General features: G+C 65.1%; 25 protein-coding genes and 1 tRNA gene. 11 read left to right on the top strand and 15 right to left on the bottom strand.

Annotation, left to right across the window (positions count from 1 at the left end; all coding sequences use genetic code 11):
• Nucleotides 1-102: 102 nt before the first annotated feature.
• Nucleotides 103-522 carry a winged helix-turn-helix transcriptional regulator gene (locus ACXAJV_RS06320; protein WP_475083184.1) on the bottom strand — a complete coding sequence of 140 codons (420 nt, stop codon included), beginning with the start codon at nucleotides 520-522 and terminating at the stop codon, nucleotides 103-105.
• Between the two features lie 87 nt (nucleotides 523-609).
• Between ACXAJV_RS06320 and ACXAJV_RS06315 the strand changes: the two genes are divergently transcribed.
• Entirely contained in the window at nucleotides 610-1,359 is a 750-nt protein-coding gene (locus tag ACXAJV_RS06315; protein WP_475083181.1) for an SDR family NAD(P)-dependent oxidoreductase, read from the top strand.
• A gap of 163 nt (nucleotides 1,360-1,522) precedes the next feature.
• Here the strand turns inward: ACXAJV_RS06315 and ACXAJV_RS06310 are convergent.
• Both ACXAJV_RS06310 and ACXAJV_RS06305 read right to left on the bottom strand, forming a co-directional pair.
• Nucleotides 1,523-1,609: transfer RNA gene (locus ACXAJV_RS06310), tRNA-Leu, on the bottom strand.
• A 63-nt stretch (nucleotides 1,610-1,672) separates the two neighbouring features.
• Nucleotides 1,673-1,921: a FliM/FliN family flagellar motor switch protein gene (locus ACXAJV_RS06305; protein WP_475083178.1), complete on the bottom strand. Its 249-nt coding sequence runs from the start codon at nucleotides 1,919-1,921 to the stop codon at nucleotides 1,673-1,675.
• 78 nt (nucleotides 1,922-1,999) lie between these two features.
• Between ACXAJV_RS06305 and lipB the strand changes: the two genes are divergently transcribed.
• A complete protein-coding gene (gene lipB, locus ACXAJV_RS06300; RefSeq protein ID WP_475083175.1) occupies nucleotides 2,000-2,689 on the top strand; it encodes a lipoyl(octanoyl) transferase LipB in 690 nt (229 codons plus the stop codon).
• Here lipB and ACXAJV_RS06295 read toward each other — a convergent pair.
• The 9 genes from ACXAJV_RS06295 to ACXAJV_RS06255 form a co-directional block, all read right to left on the bottom strand.
• Complete coding sequence (locus ACXAJV_RS06295) at nucleotides 2,686-3,231, bottom strand: hypothetical protein (protein ID WP_475083173.1); 546 nt, start codon at nucleotides 3,229-3,231, stop codon at nucleotides 2,686-2,688. The genes lipB and ACXAJV_RS06295 overlap by 4 nt on opposite strands.
• Nucleotides 3,232-3,310: 79 nt before the next feature.
• The gene (locus tag ACXAJV_RS06290; RefSeq protein WP_475083170.1) at nucleotides 3,311-3,772 is read right to left on the bottom strand and encodes a DUF805 domain-containing protein; all 462 of its coding nucleotides are present in this window, start codon (nucleotides 3,770-3,772) and stop codon (nucleotides 3,311-3,313) included.
• Between the two features lie 84 nt (nucleotides 3,773-3,856).
• Nucleotides 3,857-4,348, bottom strand: a complete 492-nt coding sequence (locus tag ACXAJV_RS06285) for a DUF805 domain-containing protein (protein ID WP_475083167.1) — start codon at nucleotides 4,346-4,348, stop codon at nucleotides 3,857-3,859.
• Between the two features lie 79 nt (nucleotides 4,349-4,427).
• Nucleotides 4,428-6,437: an acetyl-CoA carboxylase biotin carboxylase subunit gene (locus tag ACXAJV_RS06280; protein WP_475083165.1), complete on the bottom strand. Its 2,010-nt coding sequence runs from the start codon at nucleotides 6,435-6,437 to the stop codon at nucleotides 4,428-4,430.
• Nucleotides 6,438-6,661: 224 nt separating this feature from the next.
• Nucleotides 6,662-7,489, bottom strand: coding sequence for a serine O-acetyltransferase (gene cysE, locus ACXAJV_RS06275; protein ID WP_475083163.1), 828 nt, complete (start codon nucleotides 7,487-7,489; stop codon nucleotides 6,662-6,664).
• Nucleotides 7,490-7,505: 16 nt separating this feature from the next.
• Entirely contained in the window at nucleotides 7,506-8,096 is a 591-nt protein-coding gene (locus ACXAJV_RS06270; RefSeq protein WP_475083160.1) for an NUDIX domain-containing protein, read from the bottom strand.
• A 27-nt stretch (nucleotides 8,097-8,123) separates the two neighbouring features.
• On the bottom strand, nucleotides 8,124-11,267 hold the full coding sequence (locus ACXAJV_RS06265; RefSeq protein WP_475083157.1) for an efflux RND transporter permease subunit: 3,144 nt from the start codon (nucleotides 11,265-11,267) through the stop codon (nucleotides 8,124-8,126).
• Nucleotides 11,264-12,397 (bottom strand): efflux RND transporter periplasmic adaptor subunit, encoded by a 1,134-nt coding sequence (locus ACXAJV_RS06260; protein WP_475083155.1) that lies wholly within the window; start codon nucleotides 12,395-12,397, stop codon nucleotides 11,264-11,266. The genes ACXAJV_RS06265 and ACXAJV_RS06260 overlap by 4 nt, the downstream gene beginning before the upstream one ends.
• Nucleotides 12,398-12,497: 100 nt before the next feature.
• Complete coding sequence (locus ACXAJV_RS06255) at nucleotides 12,498-13,151, bottom strand: TetR/AcrR family transcriptional regulator (RefSeq protein ID WP_475083153.1); 654 nt, start codon at nucleotides 13,149-13,151, stop codon at nucleotides 12,498-12,500.
• A gap of 114 nt (nucleotides 13,152-13,265) precedes the next feature.
• On the opposite strand from ACXAJV_RS06255, the gene ACXAJV_RS06250 reads away from it, so the two are divergent.
• A complete protein-coding gene (locus tag ACXAJV_RS06250) occupies nucleotides 13,266-13,892 on the top strand; it encodes a nitroreductase family protein (protein ID WP_475083151.1) in 627 nt (208 codons plus the stop codon).
• Between the two features lie 251 nt (nucleotides 13,893-14,143).
• Here the strand turns inward: ACXAJV_RS06250 and queF are convergent, their stop codons facing one another.
• The gene (gene queF, locus ACXAJV_RS06245; protein WP_475083148.1) at nucleotides 14,144-14,605 is read right to left on the bottom strand and encodes a preQ(1) synthase; all 462 of its coding nucleotides are present in this window, start codon (nucleotides 14,603-14,605) and stop codon (nucleotides 14,144-14,146) included.
• 130 nt (nucleotides 14,606-14,735) lie between these two features.
• Between queF and ACXAJV_RS06240 the strand changes: the two genes are divergently transcribed.
• Complete coding sequence (locus tag ACXAJV_RS06240) at nucleotides 14,736-18,275, top strand: ankyrin repeat domain-containing protein (RefSeq protein WP_475083146.1); 3,540 nt, start codon at nucleotides 14,736-14,738, stop codon at nucleotides 18,273-18,275.
• Between the two features lie 10 nt (nucleotides 18,276-18,285).
• The gene (locus ACXAJV_RS06235; protein WP_475083144.1) at nucleotides 18,286-18,849 is read left to right on the top strand and encodes a hypothetical protein; all 564 of its coding nucleotides are present in this window, start codon (nucleotides 18,286-18,288) and stop codon (nucleotides 18,847-18,849) included.
• On the opposite strand, the gene ACXAJV_RS06230 is transcribed toward ACXAJV_RS06235, so the two are convergent.
• The gene (locus ACXAJV_RS06230; RefSeq protein ID WP_271185986.1) at nucleotides 18,846-19,331 is read right to left on the bottom strand and encodes an Lrp/AsnC family transcriptional regulator; all 486 of its coding nucleotides are present in this window, start codon (nucleotides 19,329-19,331) and stop codon (nucleotides 18,846-18,848) included. The genes ACXAJV_RS06235 and ACXAJV_RS06230 overlap by 4 nt on opposite strands.
• A gap of 205 nt (nucleotides 19,332-19,536) precedes the next feature.
• Here ACXAJV_RS06230 and ald point away from each other — a divergent pair, with 205 nt between their 5' ends.
• From ald to ACXAJV_RS06200, 6 genes are all read left to right on the top strand, one after another.
• Nucleotides 19,537-20,655 carry an alanine dehydrogenase gene (ald, locus tag ACXAJV_RS06225; protein WP_475083142.1) on the top strand — a complete coding sequence of 373 codons (1,119 nt, stop codon included), beginning with the start codon at nucleotides 19,537-19,539 and terminating at the stop codon, nucleotides 20,653-20,655.
• Nucleotides 20,656-20,775: 120 nt separating this feature from the next.
• Nucleotides 20,776-21,567 carry a hypothetical protein gene (locus ACXAJV_RS06220; RefSeq protein WP_475083140.1) on the top strand — a complete coding sequence of 264 codons (792 nt, stop codon included), beginning with the start codon at nucleotides 20,776-20,778 and terminating at the stop codon, nucleotides 21,565-21,567.
• 172 nt (nucleotides 21,568-21,739) lie between these two features.
• Nucleotides 21,740-22,405: an HAD hydrolase-like protein gene (locus ACXAJV_RS06215; protein ID WP_475083137.1), complete on the top strand. Its 666-nt coding sequence runs from the start codon at nucleotides 21,740-21,742 to the stop codon at nucleotides 22,403-22,405.
• A gap of 117 nt (nucleotides 22,406-22,522) precedes the next feature.
• Nucleotides 22,523-22,846, top strand: a complete 324-nt coding sequence (locus ACXAJV_RS06210) for an ArsR/SmtB family transcription factor (protein WP_475083134.1) — start codon at nucleotides 22,523-22,525, stop codon at nucleotides 22,844-22,846.
• Nucleotides 22,843-23,247, top strand: coding sequence for an SRPBCC family protein (locus ACXAJV_RS06205; RefSeq protein WP_475083131.1), 405 nt, complete (start codon nucleotides 22,843-22,845; stop codon nucleotides 23,245-23,247). The genes ACXAJV_RS06210 and ACXAJV_RS06205 overlap by 4 nt, the downstream gene beginning before the upstream one ends.
• Before the next feature lie 31 nt (nucleotides 23,248-23,278).
• Complete coding sequence (locus ACXAJV_RS06200) at nucleotides 23,279-23,506, top strand: hypothetical protein (RefSeq protein ID WP_475083129.1); 228 nt, start codon at nucleotides 23,279-23,281, stop codon at nucleotides 23,504-23,506.
• Between the two features lie 43 nt (nucleotides 23,507-23,549).
• On the opposite strand, the gene ACXAJV_RS06195 is transcribed toward ACXAJV_RS06200, so the two are convergent.
• Complete coding sequence (locus ACXAJV_RS06195; protein ID WP_475083127.1) at nucleotides 23,550-24,512, bottom strand: NAD(P)H-dependent flavin oxidoreductase; 963 nt, start codon at nucleotides 24,510-24,512, stop codon at nucleotides 23,550-23,552.
• Nucleotides 24,513-24,623 lie beyond the last annotated feature (111 nt).

Genomic DNA, 24,623 nt, shown 5'->3' with positions numbered 1-24,623 from the left:
ACTAGGGGCGGAATCACGCGAAATCGAGCCCGCGCCGACGCGCAAATCCGGAAATTTGCAGGGTTTTGGGACCCATTCCCACGAGGGGCAACAGGCAATGCTTCAGCCGGCCGGCGGTTCCGCGGCCCCAGCAGCCGCGGACGCCGCGGCGCCCCGGTCCGGAGGGCGCTTTCCCCCCGCCAGCGCCGCGGCGATGACGGTCCGATTCGCATCGCCCCAATTGCACAACGGGACCAGGGTCTCGCTGAGCGAACGGCCGAGCGGCGTCAGCGCGTAGTCGACGCGCGGCGGCACCTCGCCGTGATCGGTGCGCGAGATCACCCCGTGCGCCTCGAGCTCCTTGAGCTGGGCGATGAGCACCTTGTCGCTCACGCCGGCCACGGCCCGTTTCAACGCGCCGTAGCGCATCGGCGCCCTGGCGAGAAAGAACAGGATGATCGGCTTCCACTTGCCGCCGATCACGCGCAGCGCCGCGTCGAGACCGCAGATGAAGGGCCGCGTTCCGGTCGGGGTTTCGCTCATTTTTTGGTACTTACCAAAAGGTGCATACTTGTGCAAAGGAAATTACCTCTCACCTTCTAGCCCGCCTCAGCCAAGGGAGATTTTCTGATGAGGACGCTTGAAGGAAAAATCGCCGTCATCACGGGCGGCGCCAGCGGGATCGGGCTGGAAACGGCCCGCCGCTTCGTCGCCGACGGCGCGTTCGTCTACCTGTTCGGCCGCCGCCAGTCGGCGCTGGACGATGCGGTGGCGGAACTGGGCGATCGGGCCCGGGCCATTCGCGGCGATGTAACCAACCTCGCCGATCTCGACCGCCTGTTCGACACGGTGAAGCGCGAAAAGGGCGCCATCGACGTGCTCTTCGCCAATGCCGGCGTCGGCGAATTCGCGCCGCTGGGCGAAATCACCCCCGAACACTATGACCACGCCTTCGACATCAATGTGAAAGGCACGCTGTTCACGGTCCAGAAGGCCCTGCCCGTGCTGCGCCGCGGCGCTTCCGTGATCCTGACCGGCTCGACGGTCGGCGTCACCGGCACGCCCGCCATGAGCGTCTACAGCGCCTCCAAGGCGGCGGTGCGCAATCTGGCGCGCAGCTGGGCGCTCGACCTCAAGGGCACCGACATCCGCGTCAACGTGCTATCGCCAGGCGCCACGGAAACCGTCAAACTGAAGGAGTTGTTCGACGCAACGGGTGCGGGCGACGAGATCACCGCCGGCTTCGTCGAGAACACGCCGCTCGGCCGGATCGGCGGTCCGGAGGAAACCGCCGCCGTCGCGGCCTTCCTGGCCTCGGACGACAGCAGTTTCATGACCGGCGGCGAAGTCTTCGTCGACGGCGGCTACGCCCAGGTCTGACCGCGCGGCCGCAACCGGTGCCGGGCGTCTCCTGCTGCCCGCAGGGCACGACGGGACGCCCGCCCGGTCCGGACGTCCGACATGCAAGCAGGAAGAGAGTTCGTCGGCCCTCCGTCGCCCAAGGCACGGAGGGTTTTCCACCTCAGGCCCGAAGGGCGAAGGATGGTGCGGTCGAGAAGACTCGAACTTCCACGGGTTTTACCCCACAGCGACCTCAACGCTGCGCGTCTACCAATTCCGCCACGACCGCACGTGATGGAGGCGCGGGAGATAGCAATATCGCCGCGCCTTGTGAAGAGTGTTGTGCAACGCTTTATGCAGCGGCGAAGAATTCGTTCGCATCGGCCGGCCCGGTAATGGCCACGGCAACGCGATCGCCCTGGATGATGACATCGCCGCGGGCGATCGGGTGATTATTGGCCAGGATCCAGACCTGGTCGTCCTCGCCGGTATCCAGGGGAATCACCGCACCCCGGCCCATCCGCAGGAATTGCTGGATCGGCATTTGCGACCGGCCAAGGAGGACCGAGATTTCAACGCTGACGGATCCGATCTGACTCACGTATGAGCTCCTGCTCTTGCGGTTCGCGGCTTCGGGACCGATGTTTGGGCTGATACGGTTTCGCGAGCGTTAAGATAAATGGATAAGGCAATACCGCCGGTCGAATGGGCCGTCTCCGAGGGCCAGGTGCCCTACCCGCAGGCGCTGGCCTTCATGGAAGCGCGCGCGGCGGCGATTGCCGACGGCACCGCCGGAGAACTGGTCTGGCTGCTCGAGCACGAACCGCTCTACACAGCCGGCACCAGCGCCAGGCGCGAAGACCTGCTGATGCCTGACCGCTTTCCCGTCTACGAGACGGGCCGAGGCGGCGAATACACCTATCACGGGCCGGGCCAGCGCGTGGCCTATGTGATGCTGGACCTGACCCGGCGCGGCCGCGATGTGCGGGCCTTCATCCAGTCGCTCGAGCAATGGCTGATCGGCGCTGCCGCACAATTCGGCATCGAGGCCGGCCCGCGCGACGGGCGCGTCGGCGTCTGGGTTGATCGCGGCGCCGGCCGCGAGGACAAGATCGCGGCCATAGGCGTGCGTCTGCGCCGCTGGGTGTCCTTCCACGGCATCGCCTTCAATGTCGATCCGGACCTGTCGCATTTCGGCGGCATTACGCCGTGCGGCATCTCCGATCCGAGCTATGGCGTCACCAGCCTCGCGGATCTGGGCCATACGGTGACAATGGCCGACTTCGACGCTGCCCTGCACCTGGCCTTCCTGGACGCGTTCGGCGCAGCCCGCCGGGTCGACGCACCAGCGCTTGCCCGGTTCGCCTAACCGGAAACCTGATTTTGCGCCGGGCGCGGCGACATCAGGGCGAACCAGATCCCGAACAGGGCGATGACAATCCAGAATGCGAAATAGGAGGGCCAGGCTCCTGCGCCGATAACCATCATGCCCAGTTCAGGGTTGTTCTGCATGGCGCGCTGCATTTCCTGCTGGAAGGCCGGATCCTGAAGCGCCTGTATGACGGCATCCTCACCGACTTCATTTCCGCCTTCGGCCAGATGCAGCCTCGCAGCGTTCATATAGCCGCCCATCCAGCCCGCAAAAGCCGCAATCGCGCTTACCACGACCCCGACCCCGTAAGGCAGAGCGGCCAGGCCGATACCACGCCCCACATACCGCAGCCGGTTCATGTGCAGGCTGATCACGAAAAAGCCCATGACCAGCGCGAGAATGAGGACAAGCAGGAAGGATGATGCATTGCCTGCAAAGCTGACACGCACCGCATCGAGCGCCGCCAACGCGACGAAACCCAGAATATAGGCCGTGCGCGACGCCCTGAACATCGGCAGAAAGATTACGAGCGGATTCATGGTGCCTCCCAACGCCACACATTAAGACGGGGCCGCACAATCGCGGCCCCGCTCGTAAGGATCAAGTGATTTTGGCGTGTCACACGGCAGACGGCTTGAGACGGTAGACGTAGAAACCGACGACACCGTTTGCCAGGAGGCCTACGACAATACTCAGGACGGTCACGCTCGGGTTTGCGACCTGGAAACTGTTCGGGTTGGACAAGGCGCCCCCAACGACCATCGGCATCAGGATCATCTGCAGGACCACCGAGATCACAACCACTGCCAGCACGGCCGCCGCAGCCATCCAGCCAGACTGTCCGGCATCATGGAAGCGTTTGGCGAAAATGCAGATCCAGCAGAAAACCAGCGCCAGCCCGACAATGAGGCTGATCAGCCAGCCAATGACCGGAATAAGGCTGATGAATTGCAGAACAACCCAGGTCGCCAGGATGGCGACCAGCCCTTGGGCGAATTCCGTTGGGCCGAGCTTGCCGCTCGCGCCGATGAGGATGCGCTTGGCATCCTTGGGGTCGATGATGAAGTCGTTGAGCGCCATGTCCGTCTCCCATTGCTCGATACGCCAGACCTAGCGCGACTCGCTCGCAATGGCACGGCAATTCTGGCAAAGAGCGTGCTCAGCTCAGCCCTGTTCGTCGGACGGCGAGGCAGGCTCCGCGGTCAGGATGCGGATCGGCGCCGGCCCGTAGGCATTCGCCCCCGCCTGCCCCGTCGAAAGCCCGACCCACAGCGTATAGATCAGCCAGACGAGATTGCTCAGCCCCATCATCAGAGCAAACCCGCTGCCCGCCGTGAACAGGGTCAGCGGATTGAAGTCATCACCAGCAAGAAGCGCCGTCAGGATCGCGCCGCCCATCAGCACGCCCCCGACCGAGGTCAGGGCCAAGGTGATGGCCCAGGGAACGAGATGCAGCCAGGCTGAGCGGCCGGTATCGTGCAGGCGCTTGCCATAAACGCACACACCCACATAGATCAGAAACAGCCAGATCAGCCCGCCGAGCGCCGGTATTATGCCGGACAGCACATTGCCGCAGATGAGCAGGCCGACACCGATCCAGAATTCGCGCTGAGCGATCCGGCCATTCGGATTGAGCAGGACATACTGCAGATCCATTGTGTCTCTCCCCCGAAAAGCCCGCTTAAGACAGGCCCGACACCCAAGTAACGCACGACTCCGCCCCGGGGGTGAAGTCCTATTCGAACTCGATCATGAGTTCGTCTGCGGCAACGGATGCGCCGGGCTCGACCTTGATGGACTTGATGGTGCCGTCGGTTTCCGCGCGCAGGACGTTTTCCATCTTCATCGCCTCGACGATGATGAGCGGCTCGCCGGTCTTCACCTCCTGGCCCTCGGCCACTTCGATGGCGACGACGAGACCCGGCATGGGCGAGACGACCAGTTTGGCGGTGTCGGGCTTTTCCTTCTCCGGCAGGCGCACATGCAGTTCCGCCGAGCGCGGCGTGCAAACAATGCCCACCGCCTTGAAGCCGCGATGGCGCAGCAGGTAGCCCTCGGTCCGGTCAGAGAATTCCAGTGCGACGGGACGCCCGCCGATCTGCGCCTCGAACAAGTGCTGGCCGGGATGCCAGGCCGTCCTGACCGTCAGCTTGTCGGAGACCAGCGACGGCGCCCACACGGTCGCCTCACCCTCACCGCTCATCTCGATCTCGACCGGGATGCGGCGCTTGTCGAGGAAGACCACCCATTCGCGCGTGCTCACCGTCTCTTCCGGGCGCAGACGCCCCTCGATCCGACCCGCACGCCGCGTCAGCGTCTCGTGCACATAGGCCGCACAGCAGGTCATCGCGACCAGCTGGTCCTCGCGCGGCGCGGCACCATGGAAGCCTTCCGGGAAATGCTCGCCGATATAGCCGGTATGGATACGCCCGGCCCGGAAGTCCGCCTCGTCCAGCACGGCGGAGAGGAAGGGCGCATTGGACTGCAGCCCCTCCACATGCAGCCGGTCCAGCGAGGCCGCCAGCGTGTCGATCGCCGCCTCGCGGGTTTTGCCATAGCCGATCACCTTGGCGATCATCGGATCGTAGAACAGCGAGATCTCGTCGCCTTCGCGCACGCCACTGTCGATCCGCAGCATCCCCTGGCCCAGCTTGCCTTCTTCCGGCATGGCATAGCGCTTGAGGCGGCCGATCGAGGGCAGGAAGCCGCGATAGGGGTCTTCCGCATAGAGCCGCGCCTCGACGGCCCAGCCATCGATCTTCACATCCTTCTGGGCAATCTCAAGCTTTTCCCCGGCGGCCGAGCGGATCATCTGCTCCACCAGGTCCAGCCCCGTGGTCAGCTCGGTGACGGGGTGTTCCACCTGCAGGCGGGTGTTCATTTCCAGGAAATAGAAATTGCGGTCCTTGTCGACGATGAACTCGACCGTGCCGGCACTGTCATAATCCACGGCCTGGGACAGGGCCACGGCCTGCTCGCCCATCGCCTTGCGCGTCTTGGCATCGAGGAAGGGCGACGGCGCCTCTTCCAGGACTTTCTGGTTACGCCGCTGCACCGAGCATTCACGCTCGTTGAGATGGACCACATTACCGTGCTTGTCGCCGAGCACCTGGATCTCGATATGGCGCGGCTCCTCGATGAATTTCTCGATCAGGATGCGATCATCGCCAAAGGAGGACTTGGCCTCATTGCGCGCCGCCTTGAATCCGTCCTTCACCTCGGCATCCGAGCGGGCGATCCGCATCCCCTTGCCGCCACCACCGGCCGAGGCTTTCAGCATCACCGGATAGCCGATCTTCTGAGCCGCGATCAGCGCGGTCTCGGCATCATTGATCTCGCCATCGGCGCCCGGAATGGTCGACACGCCCGACTTCGCCGCCAGCTGCTTGGAGCGGATCTTGTCGCCCATCGCGTCGATCGCGGTCACATTCGGCCCGATCCAGGCCACGCCGATCTCGGCCAGCGCCTTGGGGAAGGCCGCATTCTCCGACAGGAAGCCGAAACCGGGATGCACCGCATCTGCACCGGTCTGCTTGATGGCCTCCAGGATCTTGTCCAGCACCAGATAGCTTTCGCCCGGCGCCGGCGGTCCGATGAACACCGCCTCATCCGCCATCTCGACGGCCAAGCTGTCCGCATCCGCCTCGGAATAGACAGCGACCGTCGCGATCCCGAGACGGCGGCAGGTCTTGATCACCCGGACGGCGATCTCGCCACGGTTCGCAATCAGTATCTTGTTGAACATGAACGGCCCCAAAGCATGGCGGGCGGACGCCCGGAATAGCCGCACCGGTTTAGCGTGCCGTCCCGCCGCGCGGCAAGCGCTGCACTGAGACTGGCGGATTTCGTCAGCCCGGTTATTCGCAAGACCGCACAATGGCAGGGCAGCCCGGCACGAAACCGTTCGACGCTGTGACGATAGCGCCAACCGGCTACGGCACGCGTCTCATCAACTCCACGGAAAGACGCTCAGCCGGAGCCTTGGGGCAGGCTCTGATCCATGCTCTTCGCCGGCTCCTTGCAGGCGCATTTGCCGACAATCTTGGCCGGCACACCGGCCACGGTGCAGCCGGCCGGAACCGGTTCCAGCACCACCGAGCCTGCTGCGATCCGGGCACCGTCACCCACCCGGATATTGCCCAGCACGCGCGCACCCGCGCCGATCAGCACGCCCTTGCCGATTTTCGGGTGGCGGTCTTCATGGGCTGCCCCCGTACCGCCGAGTGTCACCTCGTGCAGGATGGAGCAGTCATCGCCGACCACGGCGGTCTCGCCGATCACCACCGAGGTGGCATGGTCGAACATCACGCCGCTGCCGACCCGGGCTGCGGGGTGGATATCGAGGCCGAAGCGTTCGCCGACCCGGCTCTGCAGGTGGAAAGCCAGCGTCTGCCGGCCTTGTTTCCACAGCCAGTGGGCGATGCGGTGTGCCTGCAGGGCGTGATAGCCCTTGAAGTAGAGAAATGGCTGTAGAAGCGAGAGACAGGCCGGATCGCGCTCGTCGACCGCAATCATGTCGGCCGCTGCCTGGGCGACGATCTGCGGATCCCCTTCGATCGCCTCTTCGGCCACGTCACGGGCCAGCATGGAGTCGAGCTGGGCGTCGGCCATCTTCGAGGCAATACGGTAGGCCAGCGCATGGGCAAACTTGTCGTGGCGCAGAATGGCCGCATTCAGGAAGCTGGCGAGGATCGGCTCCTCGGCGGCCGCAGAAGCGGCTTCGACGCGCAGGCGCGCCCAGAGCTTGTCCACCCCTGTGCGGGCGTCGACTGCGGTTTCGACATTGGTGAGCGGCATCGCTCTCTCCTCGCGCCTATCTCTGCAACATGGCGGCAGCCAGCGTCTCGTCCAGCTCACCCTCAAGAGCCATGTAGTATGCGCGCAGCAGCATCGCTACCGTCAAGGCATCCGTGATGCGTCCCGACACGGCTTCGTGAAGCGCTGTGCGGAACGGGACCCGCCGGGTTTCCAGCACTTCGGTCCCTTCCGGCTCAGCCTCGCCCTGGGTGAGGCCCGTCGCGATATAGCCGATCGCCTCCTCGGTCGTGGTGGAGTTGGAGAGATCCATGCGCAGGACCTCGCACCACTGCGCAGCCTCAAGCCCGGTCTCTTCCTTAAGCTCGCGCCGGGCGCTTTCCAGCGGCAGTTCACCGCGCGGCCCGCCACCTTCCGGTATTTCCCAGCTGTACTTGTCCTGGGGGAAGCGGTGCTGCCCCACGAGCACGGTGCTCCCGTCAGCGAACAGCGGCAGGATGGCAATGGCCAGATTGGCAAATTCGACCACGCCATAGAGACCAGGCTGACCATCCGGCTGCGTGACGTCGTGCTCCGTCAGGCGCAGCCAAGGATTTTCGTACACCGTCCGTGAGGCACCGACCTGCCAGGGGCCACGACTACCACTCATGCGAACCTCCCTTGCCAGGCAAGGCGTCTAGGCTTGTTCGGCGAGCTCTGGCAAGCCGCGCGCCCGGCTCCGCTCGCGCCGCAGACTGTCCAGCAGCCGCCGCTTCTTATCCGACAGGCGGGAGAGTTTCACGAAAGCGGCCGGTGCGAAGATGAGTGCCAGGATGGCCGAACCCGCCACCCCGCCGACCATGGCAGAGGCAAAGGGCAGCCAGAAACTGTCGCCCGACAGGAGGAGCGGCACGAAACCGCCGATGGTTGTCAGCGTGGTTGACAGGATGTGACGCGTGGCGTCCATCACAGTCGCCTGGACCGCGCCGGGTTCCAGCGCGACCGAGGCCGGGTCGGCGCGCAAGGCCGACAGGACGACGATGGCGCCGTTGATCGACAGCCCCATCAGCCCCATCGATCCGACAATGGCGTTGAAGCCCAGGGGCGTGCCGAACAGCCAGACCCCGAACATCGCCAGGCCGACCGACAGGAAGGCGACTACGAAGATCACGCCGGCAAAGCGGAAAGAATTGAAGGCCAGCACGACCGATCCGATCATCAGCACCAGCAACGGGATCGCCGTGGAGAAGAGATCGGCCATGGCGCCGCCACGCTCGGCGGCTTCACCGCCGACCTGCAGCTCATAGCCCGGCGGCAGCACGATGTCGGCCTCGTCCAGCGCCGCAAAGAAATACTCCAGTGCGGGGGCCGGCAGGGTGAAGGGCTCCAGGAAGCCCAGCACGGTATTCACCCGGTGCCCGTTCTCGTGGTGGATGGTCGCCACCTGGGGGGCAAGAGTGACATCGCCGAGCGCCGCGACGGGGGACGCCAGAATGTCGGCGCCCGGCGATGCCAGCGGTGAACCCGCAACGGAAGACAGGCTGGCCCGGCGCGCATCCTGGGCGATCACGCGAACGGGCAATTCCTCCATGCCTTCCAGAACACTACCGCCAATCTCGCCATCCAGTTCACCGCGCAGACGGTTGGCAAGGTCTGCAAGGCGGACGCCGGCGAGTTCGGCCGAAGCCTCATCCGCCATGATGCGGGCGACAGGTTCGCCCATTTCGAGTCGTGACAGGGTGTGGGTCACCGTCGGGGTCTGGCTCAGAACGCCGCGGATCTCGTGTCCCAGACGATCGAGCTCGGTCAGTTCCGGGCCGACGAGAACGAGCTCGATCGGTGCCGGGATCGGGGGCCCCTGCTCGAACGGCAGGGTCAGGAAGCGGGCCTGCGGAAACTCCGCCATCACGCGGCGCTGCAGGTCGGGCAGAATGCGCGCCGTTGCCTCGGCAGATCCGGTATGGACGAAGCCGGCGGCGTAGCCGGGCGAGCCATCGCGATTGCCCATCACATTGTAATAGGTACGCGGCCCGCTCTCGCCGATCGTCCATGTGACGCGCTCGACGCCGTCATAGGACATGATGATCTCGCGGGCCCGCTCGGTCTGGCGCCGGGTCTCGGCAATCGAGGTCGAGGACGGCAATTCCAGTTCCAGCTGGAACATGTCGCGATCCGTCGGCGGGAAGAATTGCATCGGCAGGGTGGAGACCGCCACGAAGCCGGCGACGGGCAGGATCAGTCCAGCGACGAGGCCGGTCCAGGGACGCGCCGTGATCGCGTCGAGCATGTTCCGGTAGAGCCCGCCGAAAGGCCCCGCACCCACCCCGTGCCGCCAGAAGCGGCGCGGTGCGCCGGCCAGGCCCGGATCGTCGAACCAGGCCGCGAAAGCACCGACCACGGTCATCGCCAGGATGAAGGACGAGCCGACGGCGAAGATCACCGAAATGCCGATCATCGAGATAAACTCGCCGGCCGCGCCGGGCATCAGCGCAATCGGCGCGAAGGCAAAAATCGTGGTCAGGGTGGACGCGGCGAGCGGCGCGAAAAGGTGGCGAACGGCATGGTCCAGCGCACCCAACGGCGCCTCGCCGCGCGCGCGGAACAGCCGGTATTCATCGACGACGACAATCGCATTGTCGATCAGGAGGCCGAGCGCGACGACCAGGCCCGTCACCGACATCTGGTGCAGGGGCTCGTCATAGATACGCGTGAGCAGGAGAACGGCCAGCACGGTGAGCGGCAAGGCCGAGCCGACGATCAACGCCGCACGCCAACCCATCATCACGAACAGGACGGCGAACACGATCAGCGCCGACATCATCAGATCGCCCGCGAGCCCGTGCAGCCGGTCGTCTACATAGTCGCCCTGGCGGAAAATCGTTTCGACCCGGATGCCCGGCACTGAAGCGGCGAAGTCGGCGACGACGGCATCGGCGGCCTCGGACCACTGGTCGACCCGCAATTCCGGTTGCAGGAAAGCCGTGACGAAAACTGCGCGCCGGCCATTGGTGAAGCCCATCGACGCGGCGGGTGTGCGCGCACCTTTTTCGACCTCGGCAACATCGCCAACGCGGATGAACTCGCCATTCGGACCTTCGGCAAGCGCGATGGAGCGGATGCGGTCGAGACTGTCGAACTCGCCGGCGATCTCGACATTGAGATCGACCATGTCGGAGCGCAACTCGCCGGCCGGCGCCTTGGCATCGGCACTGGCGGTCAGGCGAGCCAGATCGGCGACGGTCAGGCCCAGCGCAGCCAGGGTTTCCGGATCGGCGAGGACCCGGATTTCCTCTTCGACAGCACCGTGGACATCGGTCTCCTCAGTGCCCGGAAGATTGCGCAGCCGGGCTTCCAGATCGTCCGCGAGGCGGGACAGGATGGCGAGATTTTCCTCGCCCTGCCCGTCCCAGCTCAGCGCGACGACGAGCGTCGCCGCGCCGGTATAGCGGCGCTCGACATCCGGCGCGCCGACTCCGACCGGAAGCTGCGGCCGCACGCTTTCCACCTGCTCGCGGATCAGCGTCCAAGCCTGATCGACATCGGCCGGACCTAGATCTTCGCGCACTTCCAGCGTGATGACGGAAATGCCCGAGCGCGAGTCGGAACTGGTCTCACCGATCTCGGCCAATTCGTGGATAGCGTCTTCCAGCGGCTCGGTGACCAGCGCCTCGACACGTTCGGCCGACGCGCCGGGGAAGATTGTCACCACGGTACCGAAACGTTCGGTCAGCGACGGGTCCTCCTGGCGGCCCAGCGACATCAGGGCGCCCAGGCCGGCCGCGACCAGCAGGATCACGGCCAGTACGGTCAGCCGGGAATAGCGGAAGAAAAGCGTGCTCATTGTACGCGGGCCTCGGCAAGGGCCGGCGTGACGCGCTGGCCCGGCGTGATGCGCTGGATGCCAGCGGCGAGCAGGAGTTCGCCGTCCTCGACGGCACCGCGCACGAAGACGCGCCCCGCTTCGACGCGGACGGTTTCCACGGAGCGGGACTGCAGCGTGTAGGCATCGCCGCTCTCCGGCGTCAGGACGTAGACCGACCACAGGCCGCGGCGGCCTTCCGCCAGCGCAGAGGTCGGCACCCAGAAACCGTCCGTGCCGATCGGCGTCGCAACCGCGAGGCGGACGACCTGGCCCGCCGCAGCAGATGCGTTCGCAGGCAAATCAAACAATGCGCTGACAGTGCGGGTCTGGCGATCGACCACGCCGGTGGAGGAGCGGAAGACGGCATCGACCGGAGCGCCTTCGATAACGAAGCGGTGCGTGGCGCCTGGCTGGAGGCTCGCGGCGATGCGCTGAGGCAGGCCGACCCGGATTTCCAGGGCGTCTGCCTCGACAATCTCCAGGAGCGGTTGTCCGGGCTGAGCGATGGCGCCCTCATCGGCATGACGAGCTGTGACCACGCCCCCGAAGGGCGCGGTCACAACCGAAAGATCACGCTGCACACGCAGGGCATCGGCCTGTGCTGCGGCTGCGTTCTGGCGGGCAAGCGCTGCCCGGGTCGAAGTGCGGACCTCGTCAAAACGCTGCTGGGAAATGTGGCCGCGTTCAAGCAGTTGAGCCTGGCGGTCCTCGGTCTCGGCGGCCAGCGCGGTCTGGGCCGCCGTTTCGGCGGTTTGGGCATCCGCCGCAGCGATCTGGGCATCGAGCGCCCGCGTATCGAGCTGCGCCAAGACCTGGCCCGCCACCACGCGATCGCCGACATCGACACCGATCGCATCGATCCGGCCGCCGCGCTCAAAGCCGAGCGCGCTCTGCCGGCGCGCCGATACAAGACCGGGATAGAATTCCTCGATGTGCGCCTCGCCATCATAGCGCGCCTCGATCGCGGACACGGGCAATGGGGCCGGCAGCGATACAGCGGCATTGGCATCGGCCCGCAGGGTCGACACGCCAAAGACAAGAACCGCGATAGCAACGGCCGACAGGATCACGGCCGTTCCGGCACTTAAGGGGCGTTTGTAAAGAGACACGGGACTACCCTCGCTGGCAAAGTCGCAGCGAGATGTAGGTTATAAAACATCGTTTGAAAAGTGAACGACGTTAAATTCTTTTGCGTATAACCAGCATGCGTCAGCTTTTGAGGCCGCTGATGATGAGGTCCGTATGCAGGTCGATCACGGACTCAAGGGTGACATGTTCCGAACCCGGCATGCCTTTCGGGAAATCCTGTATGCACACTATCAGCATGGTAAGTCCGTGCAGGCTGGCCCAGACACTCTTGGAGGCGACCCGCGGATCGACCTGCCGGAAAACACCCTCTGTCTGACCTTGCTGGATCATGCGCACCAGCGCCGACTCGGCCTCGAAAGCCACTTCCTTTTCCTCGTGGATATGAGGCTTTGTCGTGGTCGACATGGAAAAAGCCATCATATAGTGATTGGGCTCTTCCATGCCGGTCTCGATATAGGCACGCATACAGCGGGCGCACAGGGGGGCAACCTTGCCGCCCTCATCCATCGCGGCCCGGATCCGGGTCATGAGACGTTCGAAAAACATCTCGCGGATGGCGACGAACAGCTCGTCCTTGGATGCGAAATACTTATAGATCGCTGCCGGGCTGTAATCGATCGCTTCGGCAAGGCGGCGCATGGAAATGCCTTCTTCGCCTTCAGACGTGAAGATGGTTTCCGCCGCGTCAATGATCGCGTCACGCACCTTGCGGCGCCGGCGGTCGGCGGGCGTATCCTCGCTGTGATCGTCGTTCCCGGCGAAATCTGCTGACATGCCTTTACCACTCCCCCGTCCCTGTAGACAAATCCCTGTCCCCGCTACACGTATAGCGACGACAGACCGCTTCGGTCAAAAGACACACACACTGTCACTTGCAAGGATGCCGCCATGACGAAGCCCGCTTTGCCCGACTTTCCCGCTCCCGGCGAGCGCCTTGCCTCCAGTCACGCCAATGCCGAAACGCTGACCCTGCTGACCCGCCGGCGGTCCACCACGGCGATTGCCCTCGCCGAACCGGGCCCGTCGGCGGAGCAGGTCGACCAGCTGATCGGCATCGCGTCGCGCGTACCCGATCACGGAAAGCTCGCCCCCTGGCGGTTCATCATCTTCGAAGGCGGCGCACGCGCCAATTTCGGACAGGTTCTGGCGAAAGTCTTCGCCGCGGCCAATCCCAATGCTACGCCCGACCAGATCGATGCCGAGGCCAATCGCTTCATCCGCGCTCCGCTGGTGATCGCCGTGATCTCCCACGTCGTGGAAAATCACAAAATCCCCGAATGGGAGCAGGTCCTGTCGGCGGGCGCGGCGTGCCAGAACATGCTGATCGCAGCCTCCGCAATGGGGTTCGGTGCCCAATGGCTGACAGAGTGGTATGCGTATGACCCGTTCGTGAAGGACGCGTTGGGCCTTCGGTCGGGTGAACGCATCGCCGGCTTTGTCTATGTCGGTTCCGCACCGGATGAACCGGTCGAGCGGGTACGGCCGAAGCCGCAGACCGGACGCTGGAAGGCCTGACCATCCTTCCCTCCGCCTGCGGAGCCGTTTCCTTGACGGTTTGGGGCGCCGGTGATCGGCTGCATCAGCGCCCTCACAGCGCGGCCGACACACTTTTGTATTTCCTGTTTTCGCGCACTGTCGGACAACAACCCGCGCCGACAAGGAGTCAAAGGGCGCACTCGATCGCGCGACGCTGGGTGTGAAACGGTATCCGCCGGACCATGTCCGCTTCACGGCAAACCATGTCGCCGCCGGACGGGTAACGCCCGCTAGCCGCGGCCGCGATAGCCCGGCACGTCCTGATCGGGGATCCACACGCCCTTGGGCGGCTCGCCCGTAGCAAAGAAGACGTCGATCGGGATGCCGCCGCGCGGATACCAGTAGCCGCCGATACGCAGCCAGACCGGTTCCAGCTCCTTGACCAGGCGCTGGCCGATCCCCGTCGTGCAGGCTTCATGGAAGGCGCCGTGATTGCGGAAACTGCCCAGATAGAGCTTCAACGACTTGGATTCGACGATCCAGTCGCGCGGCACGTAGTCGATCACCAGGTGGGCGAAGTCCGGCGCGCCGGTCACCGGGCAGAGCGAGGTAAATTCCGGACACACGAAGCGCGTCATGTAGGGCGCGTCGCACGGATTGGCGACGCGCTCGAGCTCGGCGGTGTCCGGATTGTCAGGCAGCGGGGTGAAAGCGCCCAGCTGGCCCAGATTGTCGTAGCGCTGATCGGTCATGGCGCGGGATTAGTCGCTCCCGCGCAGGCTGGCAAGCGGGCGCGCTGGTACGTTTGTACCAATTGACGGATAGGAGATTCCGTCGAATTCTCCCGCTGCGAAGGGAAGCCCTTTCCGACGGGGAGACATGATGCCAGTTTTCGGATCCAGGCCCGCGCGGCTTGCAGCGGGCCTTGCGGCCTTCAGCCTGCTGGCCAGCACGCCAGCAGCGGCACAGGAATTAACCTGCCAGTCGGGCGAACTCTTCTATTCAGCCGAACAGTATCTCGGCCTGGCCACAGAAGCTGAACGCGACCGTTTCCGCACCAATGCCCTGGTGCAGCTCTGGGGCAATGTCACGCCCACCGTCGCCAACCTCGCCAATGCCCAGGCCGCGACGGACTTTTCCGGCGGCCTCGCCACTTCCCGCACCGCGATCGAGCGGGCCCTGGCAATGTCGGCTGCCGAACGCAGCGCCGCCCTGGCCGGCCGCAGCTTCACCGTCGGCCGGCTCAACCGGGTGCTCGCTTCGCTGGAAGACGGCGTCAGCATCATGTCGCGGCTGGGACCGGCCCTGGGTACGGCCAGCCAGATGATCGACGGGGTGAACATTCTCTACCATTCCACCAATGCCGTGCGGACCGGCGATCGCCTGTCCAAGGCGCTGGCGATCCAGGCCGCCATGTCCCTCGCCCGCTCGCGCCTGTCCGGATACTGGGGCGGCAGCATGGGACCGATGATGGGGATGGCGGGCCTGCTGGAATATTCGATCAACACGTTCGCCACGGATGCCTGGTCGCGCTATGAGGACTATTGGTGGCAGGCCTATGTCGGCTATGCGCGCGAACGCCACGCCCTGTCGGCGATCGAATGGGCCGAGCTCTACCAGCGCGAGGGCCGCGCCGGTATCGAAGCCCGGCTGAATGCCTTCTGGAACGATCCGGAAGACACGGTCGATGCGCTGGGCGTGCTCTATAATCCCAATGCCGGCGACCACCTGACCATCGCCCGTTCGGCCTATGCGGAAGCGGAATACCAGCGCGTCTTTGCCGCCCGCTACATGATCGAGGTGGTCGAGCCGCGCATCATGCAGGGCTTCACCCAGCAGGCCGACCGCCTGCTCGACGATGCCATGGCGCAATTCGAGGATGCCTGCGAGGACGCGCTGGAAGAGGCCCGCGCGATCGATGCCGCCCTCGCCCTGCTCGCCGCCGCCGACACCGCAGAGCCCGACGCCGATACCGTCCTCGATGCCGTGTTCGAAAACGATGTCGCCACAATCCGCGAAGCGCTCGCCGCCGGCTTCGATCCCAATCAGATGCTCGACACCCAACCCGCCATGCCGCTGATGTACGGCGCGGGCATCTACCTGTCGCGCAATCCTGAACTGGCTCCAGTCATCGCAGCCCTCCGTGACGGCGGCGGGTCCGTGCAGCCGGCGGTGCCGCCCGGCACGCCGGAGCCCATAGCCGTGCCGATCGGGGAAGGCCACGAAGCCGGCGCCCTCGCACTGCTCGACGCGGGCTATCGCTCGCATTTCAGCGTATCGGAGGGCGATACGATCATTCGCCGGGCCGTCCTGGCCGACATGCCGGTACTGGTCCGGCGACTGATTGCCGAGGGGCATGCGGTCAATGTGGCAGGCCCGGACGGCACACCCCTCCTCCTGTCGGCCGTCAATCGCGGACGCGCGGATATTGTCGGCGCCCTGCTCGATGCCGGTGCCGATCCCAATGAGCGTGGAACGGTCGAGGGCGCAGCCCTGCACCTGGCTGCCAATCGCGGCTATGCCGATCTCATCTCGCTGCTGGTTGCCGCCGGTGCGCGGATCGACGAGATCATGACGCCGGGCACGCGGCCCTATTCGCCCCTGATGATCGCCGCCATGCAGGGCCGGTTCGATGCCGTCCGCGCACTCGTCGCGTCCGGTGCCGACCCCGCCATCCGCGCCAGTCGCGGCACGGCCGCCGACTATGCCCGCGCCAACGGACATGTGGAGATTGCCGACTATCTGGACGGGCTGGCGGGCGATACCGCCGTCTCGCTCGATCTCGCCCAGATCCCCTCGACCTTTTCGGTCTCCGATACGCAAACGGCAACGATCGTGATCCGCGAAGGCTGGGATGCCGTCGAGGCGATCGAGGTCAGCAGCAGCAATCCCGGCGTCGTCGTCATCACGCGCCAGCCCGACATGTTCCAGCTGCGGCCGATGCTGCAGGGCATTGAAGGCCAGGGCGTGTCCTTCAGCTTCGATGCCGTGGCAGAGGGCGAAGCAAGCCTGGATGTGCAAGCCCGGACGCGGACGGGGCAGACCGTCACCGCCCGTACACAGGTCCGCGTCAGCCGTTCACCGCGCGAGCTCGGAGACGATATCGCTGACGCCGCGCGCGCTTATGACGGAGACCGTATCCGCCGCATCCTCGCCGGCCAGGACGCGGAGACGCAGCGTTTCATTCTCGAGACCTGCGCCCGCGGTGCCTGGCCGGATTGTGACGCCTTCATGGGCGGTTTCGCGGCCATGCACATGGCCTATGCGGGCGATGTGGAGACGCTGGCGGCCTTGGCACGCACCGGGGCGAGCCTGGACTATGTGTCGAACGACGGCACGCTGAACACGCTGATCGGCGCGGTGACCAACGGGCATGGCGCTGCAGTCGACTTTCTTATCGGCCAGGGGCTGGATCCCGACGCCCTGACGCCGAGCGGAAACTCAGCCATCGTGGTCGCCGCCGCCCGCAACAATCTGGCCCTGGTGCAGCGCCTCCTCGCCGCGGGAGCCAATCCCGATCGCGGCACATTGCAGGGCGGCACGAGTGCGCTACACCACGCCGCCATCCACAATAACCGCGCCATGATCGATGCGCTGCTGAATGCCGGGGCCCGGCCGGGTCCGGACGGGTCCGGTCATGCGCCGGGCTATTATGCCTTCTGGCTTCACCAGGACGAAAATCTGGCCGTGCGCCTGGGCTATGGCGATGCGCGCGGCTATGCCGAACGCGAACGGCGTCGCAACGAGCCCGGTTTCGACTGGGCCGAATTCGCCCGCCGCATGCAACCGGCCCTGGAACAGACGATGGGCGAGATCCAGACCGCGCAGAGCCAGTACAATGCGGGTGTCGCCGCCGCCAACAGCAATTACGACCAGGCGATGGCCCAGGCCTTCCGGGATGCCGACCGCCTGGGACGGCCCCTGAACGCCATCGGCAATCCGCCGCCCTACGCCACGCCATCAGATGCCGGCCTGCCTTCGCCCTATGCCGCGCAGCAATCCTCGCCAGGCTCCGACGCGTCCTCCGCGCAACGCCCCGCAACGGCCGAGCTTCCCCGATGCGAGAGTTTCGGGATGCTTCGCATATTCGGCTATACGCCCGATGACAGGCAGGTTCACATCAGCAGCGTTGATATTACCCGTGACACGCTGCCCTGCCGGCGCGGCTCTTCACGCTTCGATGCTGCGCGCAATTTCGGTGAGTATGTCACCGTATGCGGTGTCCGCTACCTCGCCCACAGACCACCCCTCACTGACAGGGGCCGTTTCACGCGGCAAGTGGTCGACGTCATCCAGAATGCGCAAGCATCCTTCTATATCGACGCCGACGATATCGAGGGCGGGGCCGGCTGCCGGGTCGGCGCGTCAGAGGTCCCGTTCATGCCCATCCTGCGCGATATCGCCAGTCGCGGCCCGATGTAGGAGTTCTGCCATGCCCCGCAATTCCCTTATGCTTGTCGCAACTCTGCTGCTCTGCCTCGCGGTCTCGCCTGCAGCCCTGGCCCGTCAGGCTGACCCGGCCACCCAGGACCTGCACGACGCGCTCGATGTGGCGATCGTCACCGGGCTCGAACCGGTGGTCGACCTGGTCCGGATATCGCTGGATGCCGGCGCCGACCCGCTGGCCCCGGTCGAGGCCCAGGGCCGCCAGGACAGCTATGCCTATCTTATCGCGCTGGCCGAAGATGCCGCCGAACGCGAGGCGCAGGGGCTGATCGCCGGGGGAGACTGGCGGGCCGCCGCCTATCGGGCCTTCGCGCTGATGGAGGCCCGGGCGGCGCCGGCCAGCTGGACGATCTACTATCTCGATGCCGCCGTCACACGCCCGGGCGAGGACATCGCCTTCTCCCGCGAAAGCGGCGGACTGCGCGGCACACGTGATCGCATGGCCGTCATCGTGCATGCCATGGACTCTACGGCCGAGCCCGACGCGTCGGGCTTCGTGCGCCATGACTGGGCGGCGGCCTATGAAGCCATGCTGGCGGAGAACGGTTAGTCCCCCTTCACCACGACCTCGTCCGGCACCGGCATGGTGGTGCGGGAGAAGACGCGGCGGATGGTGAAGCTGGAGACCAGGCGCGCCACGCCGGGAAGGCCTGAGAGCACTTCGCGGTGGACACGCTCATAATCATTGGCGTCGCGCACCAGGACGCGAACCAGGTAATCCGCATCGCCGCTCATCAGATAGCATTCCATCACTTCGGGCACGGTCTCGACGGCTTCCTCGAAAGCAACGAGCGTCTCGCGCTTCTGGTTGTCCAGCGTCACCTGGACATAAACCGTGATGCCGCGGCCCAGCGCCTTTTCCGACAGGATAGCGACATAACGATCGATCACACCGGCCTGCTCGAGCGCCTTCACGCGGCGGTGGCAGGCAGAGGCAGACAGGCCGACACGCTCGGCCAGTTCCGCATTGGTCAGGCGGCCATGATCCTGAAGTTCCGTCAGAATGGAGATATCTACGCTATCGAGCCGCACAGGACACCCTCCCCAAGTTATGCCTATTGCCCGCAGATCATTCTGGATTCGGGCAAAAATTCGGTATATACGACGCAACCAATGTCGTTTGGTGCACGATAATTCACACCACGCGGCGGCGAATGTCAATTTTATTCGCGCAGGGCTCATCGAATCGAAGAATTCGGCGTTTTCCCGGCGCGATCCAGCAAAACGAGAAACAATCATGCGTATCGGGGTGCCCAAGGAAATCAAGGTCCGTGAATACCGTGTCGGCCTGACGCCGAACAGCGTCACGGAGTTCGTCCGCCACGGCCACGAGGTCTTCGTCCAGTCCACCGCCGGCGACGGCATCGGTTTTTCCGACGAGATGTATGAAGCCGCCGGCGCGACCATCCTGCCGGATGCCGCTGCGGTGTTCGAAAAGGGCGAGCTGATCGTCAAGGTGAAGGAGCCTCAACCGTCCGAAACGGCGATGCTGAAGCCCCACCACACGCTCTACACCTATCTCCACCTCGCCGCCGACGCCGTGCAGGCGGAAGGCCTGCGCAAGGCCGGCTGCCTGTCGATCGCCTATGAGACCGTCACCGACAATGAAGGCCGCCTGCCCCTGCTCACGCCAATGAGCCAGGTCGCCGGCCGCATGTCGGTCTCGGTTGCTGCGCACTGCATGCAGAAGGCCCAGGGCGGCCGTGGCCTGATGCTCGGCGGTGTGCCCGGCGTGCTCCCGGCCAAGGTCGTGATCATCGGTGGCGGTGTCGCCGGCACCCATGCAGCGGAAATGGCGATCGGCGCCCGCGCCGACGTGACGGTGTTCGACCGCTCCAACCGCCGCCTGGCGGAACTGGACGAACAGTTCGCCGGTGCCGTGAAGACGGCCTATTCCACCGCCGCAGCGCTGGAACAGGCTGTGCGTGAAGCCGACGTCGTGATCGGCGCCGTGCTGATCCCGGGTGCCGCCGCACCGAAACTGGTTACCCGTGCCATGTTGAAGGAGATGAAGGACGGCGCCGTGCTCGTCGACATCGCCATCGACCAGGGCGGCTGTTTCGAGACCTCCAAGGCCACCACGCATGACGACCCGACCTACATCATCGACAATGTCGTGCATTACTGCGTCGCCAACATGCCGGGCGCCTATGCCCGCACCTCCACGCTGGCGCTGAACAACGCCACCCTGCCGCTCGGCCTGGAGATCGCCAACAAGGGGCCGAGGGAGGCGCTGAACGCCAATCCGCACCTGGCGCGCGGCCTCAACACGGCAGAAGGCGAGATCTGCTACAAGCCGGTCGCCGACGATCTCGACCTGCCCTATGTCAAGCCGTCCTGGCTGACCTCGATTTAGGCAGATCGCGCACTGACAGCCGCAAAATGGGCCGCTCCGGAATGTACCGGGGCGGCCTTTTTCTTTTGCCTGCCGGCAAGCCTGGCGGAACCAATGGCGCAGCACGCCCGTTGAAGGGGCATGAGACATCAAGCCCTGACATACACCGCTATCGCCCTGGTCGGCCTTGCCGGCTGCGGCGCCCCCGAAGACGAGCCGGCCCCGGCTCCGGCCAATGAGCAATCGGACACGCCTGGCACCACGCAGGCCAGCCCGGCGCAGCAAGATCGTCGCGATCCCGACGGCACGATGCAGGACCTGCTCGAACACGTCGCGACGTCGAATGATGACGCGTTCGAGCCGGAAGTGCGTGCCGGTGAAGGCGACAACCTGCAGCTCGATGGTCCGCTGGTCGAAGGCAGCTGGAGCACGGCTGGCGCCGGCGGCATGGAGTACGGCCAGGAGGCCATGATCGCCGCTGCCGAACTGCGCTGTGCGGCTGACGGCTCGGCCCTGATTGTGTCGCTTCCCCAGCCGGAAGACACATCCGAGACCGACATGCCGGATGCGAGCGAACCGGCCGAGCCGGATACGGCCGATGCTGAGTCAGCCACCTCACAAGACAATGCCGCCACGCGCGCCGGCTCGCTGATCACGCCGGATGGTACCGTCACCGGCGTGTTTTCCCCTGTCACCGGGCGAGCAGGCTGGATGGAAATGCGGGTCCCGGCCAGCGAAGACATACTGCAGGATCTACCCCGCGAGGGCCGGATCGGGATTGGACTGGAAGGCGAGGAAACACGCCTCCTGCCGATCGAGGCCAGCCTGCTCAGCAGTCTTGAAGTCTGCGTCGAGCCTGCCGGCGAACCGGCTCCGGACGACGATGACAACGCCGCTGAAGACGGCGAAGAACGCCCAGACAACGAGGGCTGACCCCGGGCAGACGGGTGGTGCCGACGGCGCGCGAACGAAGTAGTTCGCGCGCCGTTCGTTTTTTTACACGCCGGTTGGCGGTTACAACGTGCAACCGTCACAAGAATCAGAAAACCCTGTTGTGATTGTGGGCAGCCTGGCTGCCAGGAGCGAATAACCGGACCGGAACACGTTGGCGCGCTACGACCTGATCATCTTCGATTTCGACGGGACCCTGGCCGACAGCCTGACCTGGTTCCGCACCGTGCTGGGCGATGTGGTCGACAAGCACGGCCTTCCGCCGATCGACGACGAGAAGGCCGAGGCCCTGCGCGATATGCCCCCCAAGGCGATCATGAACGAGCTGGGCATCCCCTCCTGGAAGCTTCCCTTCCTCGCCAATGACGTACGTTCCCGCGCCGCGGAGCATGTGGACTGTATTCACCTGTTCGACGGTATCGACGGGCTGATCCGGCAGTTGTCGGACGCCGGTGTGAACCTCGCGGTCGTCAGCTCCAATGGCGAGACGGCCGTCCGGGCCGTTCTGGGCGAAGCCCTGTGCGAGCGGATCGACCTGTTCGCCTGCGGCGCGGCCCTGTTCGGCAAGGCCTCGATTTTCCGCAAGGTGATCCGCAAGGCCGGCACCACGGCGGACCGCACGCTGAGTGTGGGCGACGAGGTCCGCGATATCGATGCCGCCCGGGAAACCGGCTGCATCGCTGGCGCGGTCAATTGGGGCTTTGCCACGCAAGGTATTCTCGATGCCCAGTCGCCGGACGTGATGTTCGAGCGCCCCGAAGAGATTGCCGCGCACGCTCTGGACGACGCCCGCTCCGCACGGCAACCCCAGCAAGCCTGATCGCGCGCTTACCGGCCTTGCGGCCCGCCAGCACCGCCCCCCTTTCCCGCTCGCCCCTTGACGAACTCATATCCATCCAGTTATGGATTAAATCATAACCTGTGGGATATATGTTGCATGCCCGAACCGCATGACCTGCTTTTTCGCACCCTCGCCGATCCGACGCGCCGGGCCCTGTTCGAACGCTTGTGCCGCGACGGAGACCTGACTGTCAGCGCGCTGACGGCACAGGCCGGCGTGTCCCAGCCCGCCGTCTCCAAGCATCTGCGCGTGCTCAAACAGGCCGGCCTGGTGCACGACCGGCCGGCGGGGCGTCAGACGCATTACAGCGCCCGGCTGGACGCTCTCGCCCCGCTGACCGACTGGACCCGGCAGATGACCGGCTTCTGGCAAGCCCGCTTTGACGATCTCGATGACCTGCTCAACAGGATGGACCAATGACTGATACCCGACCCCGCTCCGTCGTTGTGGAACGGGAGTTTCCCCATGCTCCGGAAAAGATCTGGCGCGCCCTGACCCAGCCGCACCTGATCGAGGAATGGCTGATGAAGAATGATTTCAGGCCCGTACCGGACCACCGTTTCGAACTCGCCTTCGACTGGGGCACGGTGGAATGCGTCGTGCGCGAGATCGAGCCGCAATCGACGCTGTCCTACACTTGGACATCCGGCGCGCTGGACAGTGTCGTCACCTGGACTCTGGAACCGACATCATCCGGTACGCGCCTGCGCATGGAACAGACCGGCTTCCCGGAAGATCAGCCGCGCTACCTGATGGGCGCGACGGCCGGCTGGCCGCGCTTCCTCGATGCAATGGAAGCCGTGCTGGCGCGTACCGACTGACCTGTCCCTCGAACCCGATGAAGGAAACCCCATGAAATTCAGCCTGTTCATTCGCAAGAGCCATCGCTGGCTGTCGATCGCCTTCACCGCACTGGTGCTCGCGAACATCGTCATCAACATCACCGGCATGGGCGGCGAAAGCCTGGCGCTGGCCATCGGTTTGACGACACTGGTGCCGCTGATCCTGTTGATGATCTCCGGCCTCTACCTGTTCGCCCTGCCCTATCTGGGCGGAAGGCGCAGTCCGGCGGCTGAATAAGATTGTGGCGGGCAGCGTCCTGCCCGCCACCAAATAGATCCGGCTAGCGGCAGAGGCGGGCCTTGGCGGCCTCGTATTCCTCGGCGAGCTGGGCGATGAACTCGCCCGCGGGACGGACAGCCTTGACCGCGCCGATACCCTGGCCGGAACCCCAGATATCCTTCCAGGCCTTGGCCTTGGAGCCGCCGCCGGAACCGAAATCCATCTTGGACGGATCGCTTTCCGGCAGATCGTCCGGATCCAGCCCGGCATCGACGATCGACTTGCGCAAATAATTGCCGTGCACGCCGGTGAAGAGGTTGGTGTAGACGATGTCCTCGGCCGAGCCTTCGACAATGCCCTGCTTGTAGGCTTCGTCAGCGCGGGCCTCGGCCGTCGCGATGAAGGCCGAGCCGATATAGGCATAGTCGGCGCCCATCGCCTGGGCCGCCAGCACGCCGCCGCCGGTGCCGATCGAGCCGGAGCACAGGATCGGCCCGTCGAACCATTCCCGCGTTTCCGCCACAAAGCCGAAGGGCGAGAGCGAGCCGGCATGGCCGCCAGCGCCGGCCGAGACGCAGATGAGGCCGGTCGCCCCCTTCTCGATCGCCTTGTGGGCAAAGCGCTGGTTGATCACATCGTGCAGCGTGATGCCGCCCCAGGACTTCACCGCCGTGTTCACATCCTCGCGGGCCCCCAGCGAGGTGATGACGACCGGCACCTTGTATTTCTCGCACAGCGCCATGTCCTCTTCGAGGCGAGCGTTGGAGCGGTGCACGATCTGGTTCACGGCAAAGGGCGCGGCCGGCTTGTCCGGATTGGCGCGGTTATAGCTGTCCAGTTCCGACGTGATCCGGTCGAGCCATTCGTCCAGCTGGCTGACGGGGCGTGCATTGAGCGCCGGGAAGGAGCCGACAATGCCGGCCTTGCACTGGGCCAGGACGAGATCCGGATTGGAAATGATGAAGAGCGGCGCGCCGATCACGGGCAGGCGGAGCTTGCCCTTCAGGGCTTCGGGTTCGGCCATGGGTTCTTCCCCTTGTCGTTTGAAATTCGTCGACCAAGCGCATGCCCGCTCTTGATGTCGGTGCATGCATAAACAGTGTTCAGGGCGACGTTAGAGGGATGGGTATGGGAT

The organism is Maricaulis sp. ABE4_448 (assembly GCF_056160825.1).
This window is presented reverse-complemented; position numbering and strand designations above follow the sequence as displayed.

Coding starts and splice junctions, on each gene's coding strand:
- ACXAJV_RS06320 (WP_475083184.1), bottom strand. CDS start 522: ATGAGCGAAACCCCGACCGGAACGCGGCCCTTCATCTGCGGTCTCGAC.
- ACXAJV_RS06315 (WP_475083181.1), top strand. CDS start 610: ATGAGGACGCTTGAAGGAAAAATCGCCGTCATCACGGGCGGCGCCAGC.
- lipB (WP_475083175.1), top strand. CDS start 2,000: ATGGATAAGGCAATACCGCCGGTCGAATGGGCCGTCTCCGAGGGCCAG.
- ACXAJV_RS06295 (WP_475083173.1), bottom strand. CDS start 3,231: ATGAATCCGCTCGTAATCTTTCTGCCGATGTTCAGGGCGTCGCGCACG.
- ACXAJV_RS06290 (WP_475083170.1), bottom strand. CDS start 3,772: ATGGCGCTCAACGACTTCATCATCGACCCCAAGGATGCCAAGCGCATC.
- ACXAJV_RS06285 (WP_475083167.1), bottom strand. CDS start 4,348: ATGGATCTGCAGTATGTCCTGCTCAATCCGAATGGCCGGATCGCTCAG.
- ACXAJV_RS06280 (WP_475083165.1), bottom strand. CDS start 6,437: ATGTTCAACAAGATACTGATTGCGAACCGTGGCGAGATCGCCGTCCGG.
- cysE (WP_475083163.1), bottom strand. CDS start 7,489: ATGCCGCTCACCAATGTCGAAACCGCAGTCGACGCCCGCACAGGGGTG.
- ACXAJV_RS06270 (WP_475083160.1), bottom strand. CDS start 8,096: ATGAGTGGTAGTCGTGGCCCCTGGCAGGTCGGTGCCTCACGGACGGTG.
- ACXAJV_RS06265 (WP_475083157.1), bottom strand. CDS start 11,267: ATGAGCACGCTTTTCTTCCGCTATTCCCGGCTGACCGTACTGGCCGTG.
- ACXAJV_RS06255 (WP_475083153.1), bottom strand. CDS start 13,151: ATGTCAGCAGATTTCGCCGGGAACGACGATCACAGCGAGGATACGCCC.
- ACXAJV_RS06250 (WP_475083151.1), top strand. CDS start 13,266: ATGACGAAGCCCGCTTTGCCCGACTTTCCCGCTCCCGGCGAGCGCCTT.
- queF (WP_475083148.1), bottom strand. CDS start 14,605: ATGACCGATCAGCGCTACGACAATCTGGGCCAGCTGGGCGCTTTCACC.
- ACXAJV_RS06240 (WP_475083146.1), top strand. CDS start 14,736: ATGCCAGTTTTCGGATCCAGGCCCGCGCGGCTTGCAGCGGGCCTTGCG.
- ACXAJV_RS06235 (WP_475083144.1), top strand. CDS start 18,286: ATGCCCCGCAATTCCCTTATGCTTGTCGCAACTCTGCTGCTCTGCCTC.
- ald (WP_475083142.1), top strand. CDS start 19,537: ATGCGTATCGGGGTGCCCAAGGAAATCAAGGTCCGTGAATACCGTGTC.
- ACXAJV_RS06220 (WP_475083140.1), top strand. CDS start 20,776: ATGAGACATCAAGCCCTGACATACACCGCTATCGCCCTGGTCGGCCTT.
- ACXAJV_RS06210 (WP_475083134.1), top strand. CDS start 22,523: ATGCCCGAACCGCATGACCTGCTTTTTCGCACCCTCGCCGATCCGACG.
- ACXAJV_RS06205 (WP_475083131.1), top strand. CDS start 22,843: ATGACTGATACCCGACCCCGCTCCGTCGTTGTGGAACGGGAGTTTCCC.
- ACXAJV_RS06200 (WP_475083129.1), top strand. CDS start 23,279: ATGAAATTCAGCCTGTTCATTCGCAAGAGCCATCGCTGGCTGTCGATC.
- ACXAJV_RS06195 (WP_475083127.1), bottom strand. CDS start 24,512: ATGGCCGAACCCGAAGCCCTGAAGGGCAAGCTCCGCCTGCCCGTGATC.